Here is a 15,593-nt window from a genome sequence, read left to right as displayed (position 1 = left end):
GATGACAACCTTCGTGGAGTCCTCGGGCCTGCCCGCCGACGCCTACTCGGCGAAGTGCCCGACCCGGCAGGTGCTCGATCACATCGCGGGCAAATGGACGATCCTGGTGATCGACGCGCTCCTCGACGGCACGCAGCGCTACACCGACCTCAGCCGGCGCATCGAGGGCGTCTCCCAGAAGATGCTCACCCAGACGTTGCGCAGTCTCGAGGCCGACGGATTCGTCACCCGCACGGTGTATCCCACGATTCCGCCCAGGGTCGACTACGCGCTCACCGCGCTGGGTCGCAGCCTCGCCGAGCCGATCACCGCCCTGAGGCAGTGGACCGAGACCCACATCAACGAGATCGAACGCGCTCGCGCCGGGTCTAGCTGAAGCCGACGGCGTGGTCGCCCCAGGCGGTGTGGAGGTCGGCGTCGGGGTTGTCCACGATGCGGTCGATGGTGTCGATCAGCAGGGTGGTGCGGGCGGTGGGGCGGTAGCGGGGCCAGTGTTTGGAGCCGTCGATGGCGGCGGGGACACTGTGTTCGGCGAAGGCCAGCCAGCGACGCTGCATGCGGCCCGAGACCGCGACCGAGGCCTTGCGTCCACCGAGCCAGAAGGTGGGGTCGTGGTTCAAGGTACCGAAATTGCCGAAGACATACGGTAATTCGGTGGCGTGACCGGCTCCCACCCTGGCCGCCTTCAACATCGGGGTGGCGTAGTCGAAGCGGTACATCCAGGTCGGCGAATGCTGGGCATGCCCCTCGGCAACCCAGGCCGCGGGCATCCGGAAGGCCGCGTCGGTCGACATCGCCAGTGCGCCACGGGTTTTGGTGAGGTCAGGGTAGGCGGAGGTGATCTCGGCGATCCGCTCGGGCGACATCTCCGGATGCGAGGCGGCGACGTCGCGCAGCATCGCGTTCACCGCGTCGGGCGTCACCGGCATGATCGGTGAGCGCAGCACCCGAAACAGCGACGCCTCATCGCGATTGGTGCCGATCAGCAACGGCACCCGATGCGAATGCCCCTGCTGGAATCGGTCGATCGGGTAGCCGGGCAACAGGTCCGCGTCGACGACCGGTGCCGCGGCGAGCCTGCCCGGTTCCTTGATGGGCACCTCGTCCAGCAGCACGGACCCGATCTCGACGAGCTGTTCGATCGGCAATTCCAGCAACCGATTCGCCTCGCCGGGCCCGAGTTCGAGCAGCTCGAGATAGCGCTGTCCGACGACCGCCGCCCGTTCCTGCCCGAAAACCGTGGTAGCGGGCGGACTCTGGGCGATCGCCTTGTGGAACAGCCCGGCCGCGGCGGGCGAGGTGAGCAGCGCGGTGACACATCCCGCGCCCGAGGACTCACCGAAGAGGGTCACATTGCCCGGATCACCACCGAAGGCGGCGATATTGTCTCGCACCCACGCGAGGGCGGCGAGCTGATCGTGCAGACCGAGGTTCGCGGTGAACTGCTCACCGAACGAGGACAGATCGAGGAAGCCGAACACCCCAATGCGGTAGTTCACCGAGACGACCACCACGTCGCCCGCCTCGGCCAGCTTGCGTCCGTCGTAGATGGCCTGGGCGGCGGTGCCGAGGCAGTAGGCGCCGCCGTGCACCCAGACCATGACCGGACGCGGTGCGTCGTCGCTGGGCTCGGGCCGCGGTGACCAGACGTTGACCCACAGACAGTCCTCGCCCATCTGCAGGTCGGAATCCACCGGCACCATCGCGCCCATGGCCTGCGGTGCGATATCGCCGAACACCACACAGTCGCGCACGCCGTCCCAGGGCTTCGGGGGTTCGGGTTTCGCGAAACGAGCGGGCCCAGCGGGAGCGGCGGCGTAGGGAATGCTGCGCCATACGGCGACCGGTCCATCCCAGGTTCCACCGACCGTGCCGTACTCGGTCTCCGCCAGTGGGTCGGCATCACGGGTCCGCGTGTCCGGGTCGAAATCGGGCTGAATGCTCATCGCACACCTCCTAGCCGGCACGACCGCACGGGTGCCTGTGTATTTGCTCCCGCTGGTCGCAGCACCTGGTGACTTCCTACGAGCGTACGTGGATACCGCCCGAACGCGTGCCCTACGCGCCATTTCCGCAGGTAACAGTTACTCCGCGGTACACGCGAAAGTACCGTTCCGCGCCGACACCCGGCGGTCGTGACGCGGGTTCGGCGGCGGATGCCGCCCCTGCCCGCCACTCCCGGGGGGACCGAGGTCGGCCGCCATCCGGATCTCCCCCACCGGACAGCGGCCGACCTCTCGCCGATTAGCTGGAAATGTGCTGGGCTTCGTCACCGACATAGGCGGCCCACAGGCGCCGATACGGTCCATCGACGGCCACCAGCTCGGCATGAGCGCCGATCTGCACGAGCTTGCCCCCGCCGACCACCGCGATCAGATCGGCATCAGCGGCGGTGGCGAGCCGATGCGCGACGACGATCGTGGTGCGGCCCGCGGTCAGCACGTCGACCGCGGCACGCACCCGTGCCTCGGTGGCCAGATCCAGCGAGGCGGTGGCCTCGTCCAGGATGAGGATGTCCGGGTCGATGAGCTGCGCCCTGGCCAATGCCAGCAGCTGCCGCTGCCCGGCCGACAGACTGCGCCCGTGCGCGCCGATCGGCTGGTAGTACCCGTGTTCGAGCGCCGCGATCATCTCGTGCGCCCCGACCGCGCGGGCGGCCCACTCGATCTCGGCGGGCTCGGCATCGGGGTTGCCGTAGGCGATGGCCTCGCGCACGGTGTCGCCGAACAGGAACGGCTCCTGCGGGACGACACCGAGACGTTTGCGGAAGTCGCGCAGCCGGAACCGGCGGATGTCGACACCGTCGACGAGAACCGCTCCCTCGGTCGGGTCGTAGTACCTGGCGAGCAGCTTGACCAGCGTCGATTTGCCCGCCCCGGTCTCTCCCACCAGGGCCACCTTCTGGCCCGGCTCGATCCGCAGGTCCAGTCCGTCGAGCACCGTGCGAGCCCGCGACGAGTACCCGAAACTCACCGCGCGCAGTTCGATCGCGCCGTCCAGGCCGGTCACCGGGAGCGGATCGGCGGCCTCGGGGGTGTCGACGGGGGTGCGCAGCAGGTCACCGATGCGGTCGACGCCGACCACCGCCTGCTGATAGCTGTCGAACACCTGCGAGAGCTGCTGGATCGGGGCGAACAGCAACTCGATGTAGAGCAGGAACGCGATGAGCGTGCCCGCGGTGAGCACGTCGTCGCGCACCTGGTGTACGCCCACCGCGAGCACCGCGGCCGTGGCGATCACCGACATCAGCTCGATGCACGGGAAGAACACCGCCATCAGCACCTGCGAACGCAGCCGCGCGTCGCGATAGGCCCACGACCGGCGCTCGAACTCGTTCTGGTTCACCGACTCCCGGCGGAACGCCTGGGTGACGGTGATGTTGTCGACGTTCTCCTGCAGATACGCGTTGACGGCGCTGACCCGCTCCCTGGCCAGGTTGTACGCGGGAATCGACGCGCGCCGGAAGGCCACGGTCGCCACGCCGAGCACCGGCAGCAACACGAGGACCACCACGGCCAGCTCGGCGTCGATCACCAGGAGTGCGGCGACCACGCCCGCGATGGTGACCGTGCTGGTGAGCGCGGTGGCCAGGCCGGTCTGCAGAAACGCCGACAGCCCGTCCACGTCGGTGGTCATCCTGGTCATGATCCGGCCACCGAGCTCGCGCTCGTAATACTGCAGGCCGAGCCGTTGCAGGTGGGCGAAGGTCTTGAGCCGCAGACCGTAGAGCAGCCGCTCCCCGACCCGCCCGGTGACGCGCACCTGGGCGACGCTGATCGCCCAGTCCACCACCACGACCACGATCGCCAGCGCGGCCGCGCCGATCACCACGTCGCGCGCACCGGCCAGGACGCCGTGATCGATGCCGTAGCGCACCAGGAACGGGATCAGCACCTGGGCGATGGCATCGAGTCCGACCAGACCGAGTCCGGCGAGCAGCGGCCAGGTGAACGGGCGAAGCAGTCGCGGCAGGGAGAACGCGGTGTCGGGGGTGTGGGAGAACGACGGGTCGACCTCGGGTTCGCCGGACACCGGCGGCAGCCGGTCGAGCAGGGCGACGATATCGCCGCTGGGTGGCGCGCTCGCCATCATGCCCCCGCCCGCGCCACCGCCGGGACCCGCGGGCGCGCCGGCCGAGCGCCGCGCGAACGCCTTGGCCAGGTGTTCCATCGTGCGGTCGTCGTCGGAGTCGACTTCCGGTGCCACCCAGAGCTCTTCGGTGGCGACCCGCGTGCTGTCGCGGTGCGGATCGACGCCGATGCCGACGACTTCCGGCGGAGTGAACAGGGCCCGGAACAGTTCGCCGGACTGCTGTAGTTCGCGCAGTGTGCCCAGTTCGGCGACGCGACCGCCGTCGAGAACCGCGACCCGATCGGCGAGCGCCAGGGTCGAGATCCGGTGCGCGACGACGATGGTCGTACGCTTGCGCAGCTCGGCGCCGATCCGCCGGTAGATCTGTTCCTCCACCTGGGCGTCGATGGCGGAGGTGGCGTCGTCGAGCACCAGGACCGGCGCCTCGGTGAGCAGGGCCCGGGCGAGCGCGATGCGCTGGCGCTGACCACCCGAGAGCCGTTGTCCGCGTTCACCGATGGTGGTGTCGATGCCCTGTGGCAGGGCGGTGACGAATTCGTCGGCCGCGGCCAGATACAGCGCGTGCCAGACCTGTTCGTCGCTCGCGTCGGGTCTGCCGTAGGCGACGTTGGCCCGGATCGAATCGGCCATCAGGTGCGTGTCCTCGAAGACCATCGCCACCTGCGCGCGTGGGTCGGGCAGCATTCGCAGGTCGATCCCGTCGAAACGCACCGCGCCGGAATCGGGCTCGAGCAGGGCGGGCAGCAACGACACCAGGATCGACTTGCCACTGCCCGCACCACCCGCGACGGCGACGGTCTCGCCCGAGCCGATCCGCAGGTCGACGCCGTCCAGGATCATCGTGTCGTCGAAACCGAAAGTGACCGCGTCGAATTCGATCGACGGCGGCTCGGTGGCGCCGAGTCCGCTCGAGACGGCGACCGGCGTCCCCGTCGCGCCGAGCGCCGCGCCCGCGTCGTCCGGCGCTTCGATCACCTCGCGCACCCGGTCGAGGGACGCCTTGCCCTGCTGGCTCACGGTCAGCAGCATCGAGAACTGCCGCACCGGCCCCACGAAAGCGCCCAGATAGGTCATGAACGCGAGAAACGTGCCGAGCGTGATGGATTGGCGCAGCGCGAGCAACCCGCCGACGATCAGGATCAGCGCCTGCCCCGCCGCGGGCACCGCCTGCACGACGGGGGTGAACCGGCTGGTGATCCGGGCGACCCGCAACCGCGACCGGTACAGCACCCGCGCACGCGCGCCCAGCTGATCCAGCTCGTATTGCTCCTGCCCGAAACCCTTCACCACCCGCACACCGGCCACGGCGGCCTCGACCTGCATCGCCACTTCGGCGGCCCGCGCCTGCGCGTCCCAGTTCGCGGGGAACAGTTGACGCTGGCTGCGCCGGGTGACGATCCACAGCCCCGGCAGCACGACCAGCGCGATCACGGTGAGCGCAGGCGACATCACGGCCATCAGCACCAGCACCGCCAGCAGCAGCGCCACATTGCCCGCGATCATCGGGATGAGCTGCAGGAACATCTGGATCAACGTGACATCGGTGATCGCCCTGCTCACCACCTGCCCGGTGCGCAACTGTGCCTGCTCGCGCCCGTTGAGCCGCAGCAACGCGGCGAACAGGTCGCGGCGCAGGTCGTGTTGCACCCCCAGCGACAGCTCGGAGGAGGCCACCCGGCGCGCGTACGACGACGCGAACCTGGCCACCCCGATCACCAGCAACAGCACCACCCACGGCGTCACCGACGCCGCGGTGGCACTGAGTGTGTCGACCACATGCCGCACCACCAGCGGCAGCGCCGCGGTGAGCAGTGCCGCCGCCAGCGCACCGGTGTAGCTGACGATCACCAGCCGCCGGTGCTCGAGACAGCGGCGGGTCAGGTACCGGATCCAGTCCGATCTCATCGGGCGGCCACGAGCGCGTCCGCGTCGTCGAACTGGTTCGCCGGTCGCGCGAGACCGTAGTGGCCGCGCAACGTGGTCTCGGTGTACTCGGTGCGGAACAGGCCGCGCTCCTGCAGGATCGGGACCACCTCGTCGACGAAGCGCTCGAGCCCCGACGGCAGTACCGCGGGCATGATGTTGAAGCCGTCGGCGGCGCCCTGGCGGAACCAGTCCTCGATGGCGTCGGCCACCTGGACCGCGGTGCCCGCGAAGGTGCGGTGCCCGCGTCCGCCACCGAGCCGGGCGATCAGCTCGCGCACCGTGAGCCGTTCGCGCCGAGCCAGATTCACGATCAGGGTGAAGCGGCTCTTGGCGCCCTCGATGTCGTCCTCGGTGGGCAGCTCCTCGGGGAGCTCACTGTCGAGGTCGAGCTCGTCGACGGGCAGCTTGAACCGCTCGGCGAGTTGCTTGCGCGCGTATTCGGGCGAGATCAGCCGCGCCAGTTCCTCGTCGAGTGCGCGGGCCTGCTCCTCGGTGTCGCCGATGATCGGGACGATGCCGGGCAGGATCTTGATGCTCTCCGGGTCGCGGCCCGCGGCGACGGTGCGGGCCTTGAGGTCGGTGTAGAAGGCCTTGGCATCGTCGAGCGTCTGCTGCGCGGTGAACACGGCTTCGGCGTAGCGGGCGGCGAACTCCTTGCCGTCCTCCGATGATCCCGCCTGCACCAGCAGCGGATATCCCTGCGGGGAACGCGGCAGGTTCAGCGGGCCGTCCACTCGGAAGTGCTCGCCGTGGTGCAGGATCTTGCGCACCTTCGAGGCATCGGTGTGGATGCCGAGTTCCTTGTCGGCCAGGATGGCGTCGTCGTCCCAGCTGTCCCACAGTTTCGTTGCCACGTCGACGAATTCGGCGGCCTTCTCGTAGCGCAGCCGATGGTCGGGGGTGTCGTCGAGACCGAAGTTGCGGGCCGCGTCGGCACCGGCGGTGGTGACGATGTTCCAGCCCGCCCTGCCGTTGCTCGCCCAGTCCACCGAGGCGAACCGGCGGGCGAGGTTGTAGGGGTCGTTGTAGCTGGTGGAGGCCGTGGCGATGAGGCCGATCCGGCTGGTCTGCACGGCGACCGCGGTCAGGATGACGGTCGGCTCCAGTTTGCCGCTCGGCCGACGACCCGGGTCGCCCATCAGTACCGGGCTGTCGGCGAAGAAGATCGAGTCGAGCTTGCCGCGCTCGGCGGTCTGGGCGAGCCGGACGTAGTAGTTGATGTCGGTGTGCGCGTGGGGATCGCTCTCCGGCAGCCGCCAGGCCGCCTCGTGGTGACCGACCGACATCAGGAAAGCGTTGAGGTGCAGTTTCTTCGACATGATGGGTGCCTTTCAGGCCGCGGTCTCGGCAAGCCCGAGTGCGGTGAGCAGAGTGCGGCGGATGCGCTGGAACGCGGGCTGGCTCGGATCACGCTCGCCGGGCAGGTCGACCGGAATGTCCACCGCGAGCTTTCCGTCGTCGAGCACGATCACCCGGTCGGCCAGTGCGACAGCCTCGTCGACATCGTGGGTGACCAGCAGCACGGTCGGACGATGCCGGCTGATCAGGTCGCGCAGCAGAGCGTGCATCTTGATCCGGGTGAGCGCGTCGAGCGCGCCGAAGGGTTCGTCGGCCAGCAGCAGATCCGGTTCGCCGACCAAGGAGCGGGCCAGCGACACTCGTTGCTGCTCACCGCCGGAGAGCTCTCTGGGCCAGGCGCGTTCCCGACCGGCCAGGCCGACCTCGGCCAGGACCTGCTCGCCGGCGGCGCGGCGCGTGCGCGGCTGCCCGTAGAGCACGTTCGGCAGCACCCGCTGCCAGGGCAGCAGCCGTGAATCCTGGAATACCACCGAGGTCTTCGCCGGGATGCGCAGTGTGCCGCCGCCGTCGACGTCGTAGTCCAGCCCGGCGAGCGCCCGCAGCAACGTGCTCTTGCCGGAGCCGCTGCGTCCGAGCAAAGCGACGAACTGGCCGGGCGCGATGGTCAGGTCGATCGAGTCGAGCACCGTGCGATCGCCGAATCTTCGCGTGAGCGAGCGCACTTCGACACCCGCGACCTTCGGCTCGCTCACCCCGCGATAGTGCGTCGCCATGACAGCACCCTCCGTTCCACCAGGCGGATCGCCGAATCCGAGGCCAGTCCGAAGACGGCGTAGACGACCAAGCCGACCAGGATCACATCGGCCTGCCCGTAGTTCTGCGCGTTCGACATCATCTTGCCGAGACCGTCGATGGCGTTGACCGTCTCGACCACGATCAGCACCAGCCAAGCACTGGTGACCGACATCCGCAGACCGAGGAAGAAGCCGGGCAGCGATCCGGGCAGCACCACGCTGCGAATGAACTCCGCGCGTGAAACGCCTTGCACCTCCGACAGTTCCACCAGTTTCTGGTCGATCGTGGTGAGTGAGGCGTGGGTCTGGATGTACATGTGCACGACCACGCCCAGGGTGATGAGCACGAGCTTGAATTCCTCGCCGATACCGAGCCACAGGATCATCAGCGGAATCAGGCCGAGGGTGGGAATGGCCCGCTTGATCTGGACCGGGCCGTCGATGAGCGATTCACCCCACCGGGAAAGTCCCGCGATCACGGCGAGCGTGGTGCCGATGAGCACGCCGAGGACCATGCCGATCAGCACCCGTTGCAGCGACACCCCCAGGTTGGCCAGCAGTGGCCCGTCGACCAGCAACTCCCAGCCGGTCGCCAGGACAGTCCACGGCGCTGACAGTTTGCGCGGGTCGATCAGTTCGAGCAGTGAACCCGCGGCCCAGGCCGCGACCACCAGGACCACACCGAGCAGGCGGGCGGCGGGGAAGGCCTTGCGCAGTCCGAGCCGGCGCAGCGTGCGCCGCTCGACGAATCCGTCACCGGACGGTGCGGAAACCGGAATCGCGGTGCGAGACAGGGCGATGGTCATTGCTGCCCCTTGGTGCGATACGGCGCCGACACCGCGTCGAACGCGATCTTCTCGAATCGGCGGTCGAACAGTTCGCCGGCGGGGAAGGAATTACCGAAGAAGCCGGCTTTCGTCACCAGATCGATCGTCTCCTGTTCCCAGGTGATCGCCTCGTTCCAATTCTCCGGGAAATACGGCTTTTCCGTCGTGGCGACAATGCGTTTGCCGTCCTCGGCCGAGACCGACTGATCTTTGACGTAGTACGCGTCGATCCATTCCGTGGGATGCTCCCAGGCCCAGACTTCGCCGCGTGCCCAGAATTTCACGAATTCGGCGACGGCAGCGGCTTTGCTGTCGTCACGCAGCACCGAGGTCGGCGCCCACAGCACGGTCAGCGCGTCGACGGCGGGAGTGTCGATCGCGGTGGCACCGTCGACGCGGTACTTGTCGAGGTACTTGGTCAGGGTCGGTTCGCCGAACGGGGCGACATCGATTTCCTTGGCCTGCAGGGCGGTGAGGAACTTCGTGCTCGGCAGCTCCACGAGCTGCACCTCGTCGGTGCGGATGCCCGCCGCCTTCAGCGTGCGCAACACCACCAACCCCTGCGCCTGGCCCGGCGAGAAGCCGATCTTCTTCCCGCGCAGCCCATCGAGGTTGGTAAAGGTCGATCCGGGGGCGGTGGCCAGCTTGTACAGCGGGGTCGTGCGCACCTTGACACCGACGATCTTCGCGTCGAGCCCGCTGGCGTGCGCGTGGATCGGCGGAATGCCCGCGTTGGTGGCCAGGTCGACCGAGCCACCACGGAAAGCCTGGATGACATCGGGGCCGGCCTGCACGGCGGGCCACGACGACACCGTGAACCCGAGCTTGTTCAGTTCTCCCGACGCGGTCAGCGCCACTTTGGCGGTATTGGCCGCGACCGCGAGCGAGACCCCGGCGGGGACCTGGGTGGGCAGCGGATTCGTCAGCGCGGCGCCGCCCTCGTCGCCGGTGGCGCAGGAGACCGCGAGCAGCGAAGCCGCCGCGGCGAGAAGTGCTATTCGTCGAATATTTTTACGCAAGGTGATTTCCCGGATTTGATGGAAGAATTGTCGGCGACGGAATTCGAACCGCGACAACACAGCACATCCGACGTAACCCGGGCGACGCCGGACTGCATTTTGTTCATAGTGTCAACTGTCGCGGGTGACGCCGCTTCCGGTCAATATTCGACTGTCTTAAAATAACCACGAATCAAACTGCCTGCGCGACAACCGTGCTCAGAGGATCACTGAACAACTCCTGCAACACCACCCCGGCCGCCGCCATCACCAGCACCTGACCGGGGAACGTCGACGCGAAGATCACCTCGGACGGGTCGGCGCTGATGGTCGAGTGGGCGCGCACCGCGTCGTCGTAGGCTTCGCGGACGCCGGGAACCGTGATCAGGCCACGGTCGATCAGTACCAGCGCTTCCGGGTCGATCAGATCGATCAGTGCCGCGGCGACCTCGCCCATCACTGTGGCGCGCTCGATGAAGTACTCGCGTTCCGGGCCACCCGCCGCGGCCGCCGCCACCAATGCGGGGAAGCCGTCGTACCGGCCGGCCGCTTCGGCACGCGCCAGCAACGCGTGGTCACCGAGAGCCTCGAGCGCGAATCTGTCGGTCGTGCCGAGCAATCGGGCGATGGAGCCCGCCCCGAAATGTGGCCCGCAGTGGACGCGGCCGTGCACGGCGATGGCGGCGTCGATGACATTGCCGACGAACAGCACGATCGAGCTCGCCGAGCCACGCAGGCGTCCGTAGAGCTGCTCGGCGTGCACCGTCGCGCGGGTATGGCTGTCCACACTGACCGGTAAACCCGTTCGGGCACTCAGGTATTCGCGCACCGGCACATCACGCCAGCGCAGGTAGGAGTGTTCGACGACCGAACCGGTGGCGGTGTCGACACGGCCGCCGATCGCCACCCCGAGCCCGCGGATCCGCACCTGGTCGGCGAGGGCGGCCCCGACCGCGCGCACTCGCTCCAGCACGGCGTCGAGGATGTCGTACGGGGCATGGGTGCGATGGGGCACCTGCTCGCTGTGCAGCACCGCACCGGCGATGTCGACCACCGCGACGGTGATCTGCACCGCCGCGATGTGCACCGCGATCACCACATTGCCGCCCGCGTCCAGCGCGATCGGACTGTGTGGCCTGCCCACGCCACCCGGCCCGGGTGACTCCGGCAGTTCGACGAGCAGTCCCGCCTCGACCAGCGCCCGGCTCTGCCAGGTGACCGTGGCCGGGGAAACCCCGGCGTGTCTGGCCACCACGCTGCGCGGTGCCGACCCGAGGTCGAGCACCGCCCGCAATACCGCCCCCGCGCTACTGTTCGCCATGCGCCACCTCGCCATCACCGCTGTTCGCTCACGGTACGGAGCGCAGCGGCCACGACGAAGCGTTCGGCGCAGCGTGATCGCAAGCATCGGCCTTACACTGGGCCGATGCCGAACTACAGCTTCCGGTGTCGCTCCTGTGGCGACACGTTCGACGTCAACCGGCCGATGGCGCAGTCCTCGGATCCGGCCACGTGCCCGGCCGGCCACGACGACACCGTCAAACTGCTCACCACCTTCGCGGCGGTGGGACGCGGCTCGGCGCCCGCCCCCGCGCCCGCGCCACGTCCGGCGGGTGGGGGCTGCTGCGGTGGCGGCGGCTGCTGCTGACCCCGCCGGTTGCCCGGCCGTCAGTCGCGGCGGTCGACGTGGCCGAGGTCGCGATCGGGTGCGATCCGGTCGCGCACGCGCTGCTTGAGGACGGCGATATCGGGAAAACCGCCGTCCGCCTTGCGTTCCCAGAGTTGTTCGCCGTCGAGGGTGATGCGGAAGATGCCGCCCTGACCGGGCACGAGCGCCACCTCACCGAGTTCGGTGGCGAACGTGGTGAGCAGTTCCTGCGCCATCCAGCTCGCGCGCAGCAGCCAGCGGCATTGGGTGCAGTATTCGATCGCGATACGGGGCACCCGAGCAGTATCCCCTGATCAGGCCTGGAATGTCCCGTCGAGGTAGACCCAGGCCCTGTCGACCCGCACGAAGGTACTCAGCTCGTGCATAGTGTCCCGCGCGCCGTCGAGTGTGTAGTGGGCGATGAACTCCACGGTGCCGTTGTCGTCGAACGGCCCGCCACGCTGCGTGCCCACGATCTCGAGGAACAGCCATCGCTGGTCCGGATCGAGCTCGAGCTCGGCGGGGCGGGTACTGGGGTGCCACGAGCCCAGCAGGTAGTCCACATCGCCGACGACGTAGGCGGTGTAGCGCGAACGCATCAGCGTCTCCGCGGTCGGCGCGGCCTTCTCCCCGGCCAGAATCGGTCCACAGCAGGCATCGAACGACTCACCTCGACGACACGGACACGCTCTCACTTCACCCATACCGTCATCCTGCCGGACCCAACCCCCACGCCACGCACAGGTCCGCTCGGTCCGCTGGTCACCCGAACGGCTGGTGCGCGAGGGGCGCGAGCTCCAACGCCCGCGCCAGCTCCGCGGTCTGATCCCGCCAACGCCGCAGATCGGTGACACTGGGCGCCATCTCGTAGTCGAGATGATGCGCCGCCCGCGACAGCGCCGCCCACAACGCACCGACCTGACCGGCGGTCTCCGGCCCCGCGTACACCCGCAACGCGAGCAGCTGCGCCCGCATCGGACACCGCATCAGCTCCGGCGCCACCTGCGCCCACAGCTGGTCCACCGCCTGCTCGAGCGCCAACCGCAGGATCCAGGCCACTGCCCGCGACCACACCCCGCCGGCGTCCGATACCGACCCGTCCAACAGGTTCTCGGCGGCTTCCAGCCGCTGCGCCACCGAGGGCCGTGGGCTGAACTTCGCGCGAGCCGGCCTGCCGCGACGATTCACGACCCCACCGTACCGGCACGGGTGCGCGCGGCCATCGCCTCCCGTCGGCCGCGAAGACGCCTGCCGGAGTCTCCGGCGAGCCCACTCATGGGCGCACCGCCGCCGGCTCGTGCGCCCGCAGCCAGGTGATGAATCGTTCCGTGTCACTGATCAACTCGCGCATCGGACGATCGATCGGCACGTGCGCTCCCGCGGTCGCATCGCGAAGGACGCCGACGAGCCAGCGTCCGCCGACCGCGCTCAGGTGCTTGTTCAGGTCGTCCACGCGGGCGCCGACACCCATGATGGCGAGGGTGATCATGGCACGGGTGGTGTGCGCGTTGCGCACGCGCCGCTCCACTTCCCCGTGCTCGAGGCCCACCGCCAGGAGTTCCTGGCGGGCTTTCGCCAGCCCGGCCGCTTCGATCGCCGAACGGCAGCAGGTAGCGACGAGCTCATCGGCGATCGCCGGGGGGAGTTGCGGTGTGCGCAGCAGGGATCGGGCATCGTCGAGATAGCGGCGGACCGGGTCGCCGGTCACCCTGACCTCGACGATCGACCGCTCGCGACGCTGCACCTCGAGCACTGTCGCGTCGAGCTGCATGCGGCGCACCGCCTCGGCGAGGCGCTCGTCATGGGTGAACACCACCACCTGCCGGGAGGCCGCCACCTCGGCGAGCACCCTGGCCAGCCCGTCCACCTTCGCGGGATCCATCGCCTGCACCGGGTCGTCGATCATCACGAACCGGAAAGGGCTGTGCGCCACCGTGGCTCGCGGCAGGAACAGCGACAGTCCGAGCGCGTGCAGCTCCCCCTGGCTCATCACGCCGAGCGCCGCGCCGTCCACCTCGTCGACGGTCACATCGAGCAGCACCCGCCGCGCTGTGCCCGCGCTGCCCTGCAACCGAATCGCCCCGAGCTCGACATTGCTCTGCTGCCGCAGGGTGCTCCACACCCACCGTGCCGTGGTCTCCAGCGGCCGCATCCGCTCCTCGCGGATCGTCGCCGTCGCCGCCTTGAGCCACTCGGCCGCCCTCTTCACCACCCGCAGTTCGCTCGCGTGGTCGGCGACGGCGCGGGCGGGGTCGAGCCACGCGAGAACGCGCGGGACCAACGGCGACCACACCGCATCCAGACGGTCCAGTTCGGTGCGCGTATCCCGTTGCAGTGCGGCGAGTTCCGCGGTGAGGTCGGCGTGAATCGTGCGCAGCCGGTCCGGAAGCCGGCCTTCGTAGTCGGCCGTCGCGAGCGCGGCCCACTCCGACCAGAGCTGTCCGACGATGTCGCGCTGTTTACGCAACGAGTCCGACGTGGCGTACGGCGCGGGCGCATCCGCCCGGCGCCCCGCCGGATCGAACACCGGCCCCGAGAGACTCACTGCGCCGGCACCGACCGCGATTGCCGAACCGAACTCGATCGGCAGGTCTGCGGGGAGGTTGCGGGCCGCTGTCAGAGCCGTGTCGAATTCCGCCGTGGCCGACTGTAGGGCCGCGAGTTCCCTAGTGCGGTAGGTGATTTCGGTATCGGCGGCGGCGAGCCAGTCGGCGTCGAGTTCGTCGCGTCCACAGACCGGGCAGGGGCACGAACCTGCCGTCGAGACGTGTGCGCGCGCCCGCGTGAGCAATTCGAGCACTCGCAGATCGGCTTCGGTATCGACGGTCTCGTGGCGCGCCACATTCCGGGCTGCTTCGGCGAGTCGATCGGTCGTGGCGGCAACCCGCGCGACATCGGGCAACGACAGACGCAGGATCGCGCGCAAACCCTCCGGCCCGTCGATGCCGAGGACCGAACCGGCCACCGCGCCCGCCACCGCGTCGAGATCGGGGTCCGGCGTGCGCAACAGGTCGGCCACGGCACGGGCACGTTCGTCATCGGCCTCGGCCAGCTCGACCAGCAGGTCGGCGCGGGACTGGCGCGAATCCTTCACGGCGCGTTCGAGTTCCAGCTTGCGCAATCGGATCTGTTCGGCCGCGGCGGCCAGCTCGTCCAGGCCGAGCAGGCGATGCAGCGCGTCGAACAGGTCGCTCGGCTTCCCGTCGACGAGCGCGCCGAGCTCGCTGTAGGACAGGAACGGCCGGTACAGATCGAGTCGCCTGCGCCGTCCGTGCGGGTCGACCGAGGCCGCCGGTTCGGATCCACGCCGCTCGGTCCACCGCGCGTCGGCCAGGTCCGCACTCGGGTCCCAGCTGGTCGCGACCGAGAGTGCGGGGTCGTCGCCCGCGGTGAGCAGCTCGACGTCGATCCGGGCGGTCTCGGGTTCGTGCAGGTTGCGCCATCCCTCGCGCCAGGTGGTCGAGCGACCGTCCCAGCGGCGATTCCCACCGGTCAACGCGAATTCCGCGGCCTCGGCGAAACTCGATTTCCCGCTGCCGTTGCGACCGACCACCAGGGTCAGGCCGGGCCCCGGATTCAATCGCAGCGTCGCCGCGGGACCGATTCCCCGGAAACCCTGCACGGTGATCGACCGCAGAAAGACCCCGGTATCACCGGAATCCGTTGCGGCCGAGTCACCGTCGACAGCTGTGAGCGCGGCGAGCACGCAATCGGCGACCCGTTCCTCCACTGCCGGGTCGGCGGCGAGCTCGCGCGCGACCACCTCGGCGATCCGATCCGAGCACACTTGCGACATCCCCCTTCGCGTCGGCGCGCAACGCGGCGATCCTGGTTGAAACGCTACCCGATCGCCGGATGTTCGCCCAGGGGATGCGCAGGGCCCTCAGCGAATCTGCCCGCGGGAGTGGAATGGCCATCGCGGCGCCACGGCGGGCCCTCGATGTCCACCCCTCGCCCACCCCGGCGGGCAGCTCGATGAGGTGTTCACACCCGCGTTACGCTGCGTCGA

13 protein-coding genes are annotated in these 15,593 nt (G+C 69.1%); 2 read left to right on the top strand and 11 right to left on the bottom strand.

What is annotated here, in order from left to right; all coding sequences use genetic code 11:
* Position 1: 1 nt before the first annotated feature.
* Entirely contained in the window at positions 2-376 is a 375-nt protein-coding gene (locus tag ACFVVI_RS28360; protein ID WP_387447539.1) for a winged helix-turn-helix transcriptional regulator, read from the top strand.
* Here the strand turns inward: ACFVVI_RS28360 and ACFVVI_RS28355 are convergent.
* The 7 genes from ACFVVI_RS28355 to ACFVVI_RS28325 form a co-directional block, all read right to left on the bottom strand.
* Positions 369-1,946 (bottom strand): carboxylesterase/lipase family protein, encoded by a 1,578-nt coding sequence (locus tag ACFVVI_RS28355; RefSeq protein ID WP_387447538.1) that lies wholly within the window; start codon positions 1,944-1,946, stop codon positions 369-371. The genes ACFVVI_RS28360 and ACFVVI_RS28355 overlap by 8 nt on opposite strands.
* A gap of 298 nt (positions 1,947-2,244) precedes the next feature.
* Positions 2,245-5,997: an ABC transporter ATP-binding protein gene (locus ACFVVI_RS28350; RefSeq protein WP_387447537.1), complete on the bottom strand. Its 3,753-nt coding sequence runs from the start codon at positions 5,995-5,997 to the stop codon at positions 2,245-2,247.
* The gene (locus ACFVVI_RS28345) at positions 5,994-7,337 is read right to left on the bottom strand and encodes an LLM class flavin-dependent oxidoreductase (protein ID WP_378993498.1); all 1,344 of its coding nucleotides are present in this window, start codon (positions 7,335-7,337) and stop codon (positions 5,994-5,996) included. The genes ACFVVI_RS28350 and ACFVVI_RS28345 overlap by 4 nt, the downstream gene beginning before the upstream one ends.
* A 12-nt stretch (positions 7,338-7,349) precedes the next feature.
* Positions 7,350-8,090: an ABC transporter ATP-binding protein gene (locus tag ACFVVI_RS28340; RefSeq protein WP_387447536.1), complete on the bottom strand. Its 741-nt coding sequence runs from the start codon at positions 8,088-8,090 to the stop codon at positions 7,350-7,352.
* On the bottom strand, positions 8,066-8,917 hold the full coding sequence (locus tag ACFVVI_RS28335; protein WP_379311950.1) for an ABC transporter permease: 852 nt from the start codon (positions 8,915-8,917) through the stop codon (positions 8,066-8,068). Before ACFVVI_RS28335 ends, ACFVVI_RS28340 begins: the two co-directional genes overlap by 25 nt.
* Entirely contained in the window at positions 8,914-9,957 is a 1,044-nt protein-coding gene (locus ACFVVI_RS28330; RefSeq protein WP_387447535.1) for an ABC transporter substrate-binding protein, read from the bottom strand. The genes ACFVVI_RS28335 and ACFVVI_RS28330 overlap by 4 nt, the downstream gene beginning before the upstream one ends.
* Positions 9,958-10,129: 172 nt before the next feature.
* On the bottom strand, positions 10,130-11,257 hold the full coding sequence (locus tag ACFVVI_RS28325) for an ROK family protein (RefSeq protein ID WP_387447534.1): 1,128 nt from the start codon (positions 11,255-11,257) through the stop codon (positions 10,130-10,132).
* A gap of 105 nt (positions 11,258-11,362) precedes the next feature.
* Between ACFVVI_RS28325 and ACFVVI_RS28320 the strand changes: the two genes are divergently transcribed.
* Positions 11,363-11,584 (top strand): zinc ribbon domain-containing protein, encoded by a 222-nt coding sequence (locus tag ACFVVI_RS28320; protein WP_379223472.1) that lies wholly within the window; start codon positions 11,363-11,365, stop codon positions 11,582-11,584.
* A 20-nt stretch (positions 11,585-11,604) separates the two neighbouring features.
* Here ACFVVI_RS28320 and ACFVVI_RS28315 read toward each other — a convergent pair whose 3' ends face one another.
* The 4 genes from ACFVVI_RS28315 to ACFVVI_RS28300 all read right to left on the bottom strand — a co-directional run bounded on the left by ACFVVI_RS28315 (position 11,605) and on the right by ACFVVI_RS28300 (position 15,380).
* Positions 11,605-11,880, bottom strand: coding sequence for a SelT/SelW/SelH family protein (locus ACFVVI_RS28315; protein ID WP_132369677.1), 276 nt, complete (start codon positions 11,878-11,880; stop codon positions 11,605-11,607).
* Positions 11,881-11,898: 18 nt separating this feature from the next.
* Positions 11,899-12,288: a YchJ family protein gene (locus ACFVVI_RS28310; RefSeq protein WP_387447533.1), complete on the bottom strand. Its 390-nt coding sequence runs from the start codon at positions 12,286-12,288 to the stop codon at positions 11,899-11,901.
* 58 nt (positions 12,289-12,346) lie between these two features.
* Complete coding sequence (locus tag ACFVVI_RS28305) at positions 12,347-12,772, bottom strand: hypothetical protein (RefSeq protein WP_170112314.1); 426 nt, start codon at positions 12,770-12,772, stop codon at positions 12,347-12,349.
* Between the two features lie 85 nt (positions 12,773-12,857).
* Positions 12,858-15,380 (bottom strand): AAA family ATPase, encoded by a 2,523-nt coding sequence (locus ACFVVI_RS28300; protein ID WP_387447532.1) that lies wholly within the window; start codon positions 15,378-15,380, stop codon positions 12,858-12,860.
* Between the last annotated feature and the right edge of the window lie 213 nt (positions 15,381-15,593).

It is taken from the genome of Nocardia sp. NPDC058114, assembly GCF_042884695.1.
Lineage (GTDB): Bacteria > Actinomycetota > Actinomycetes > Mycobacteriales > Mycobacteriaceae > Nocardia.
This window is presented reverse-complemented; position numbering and strand designations above follow the sequence as displayed.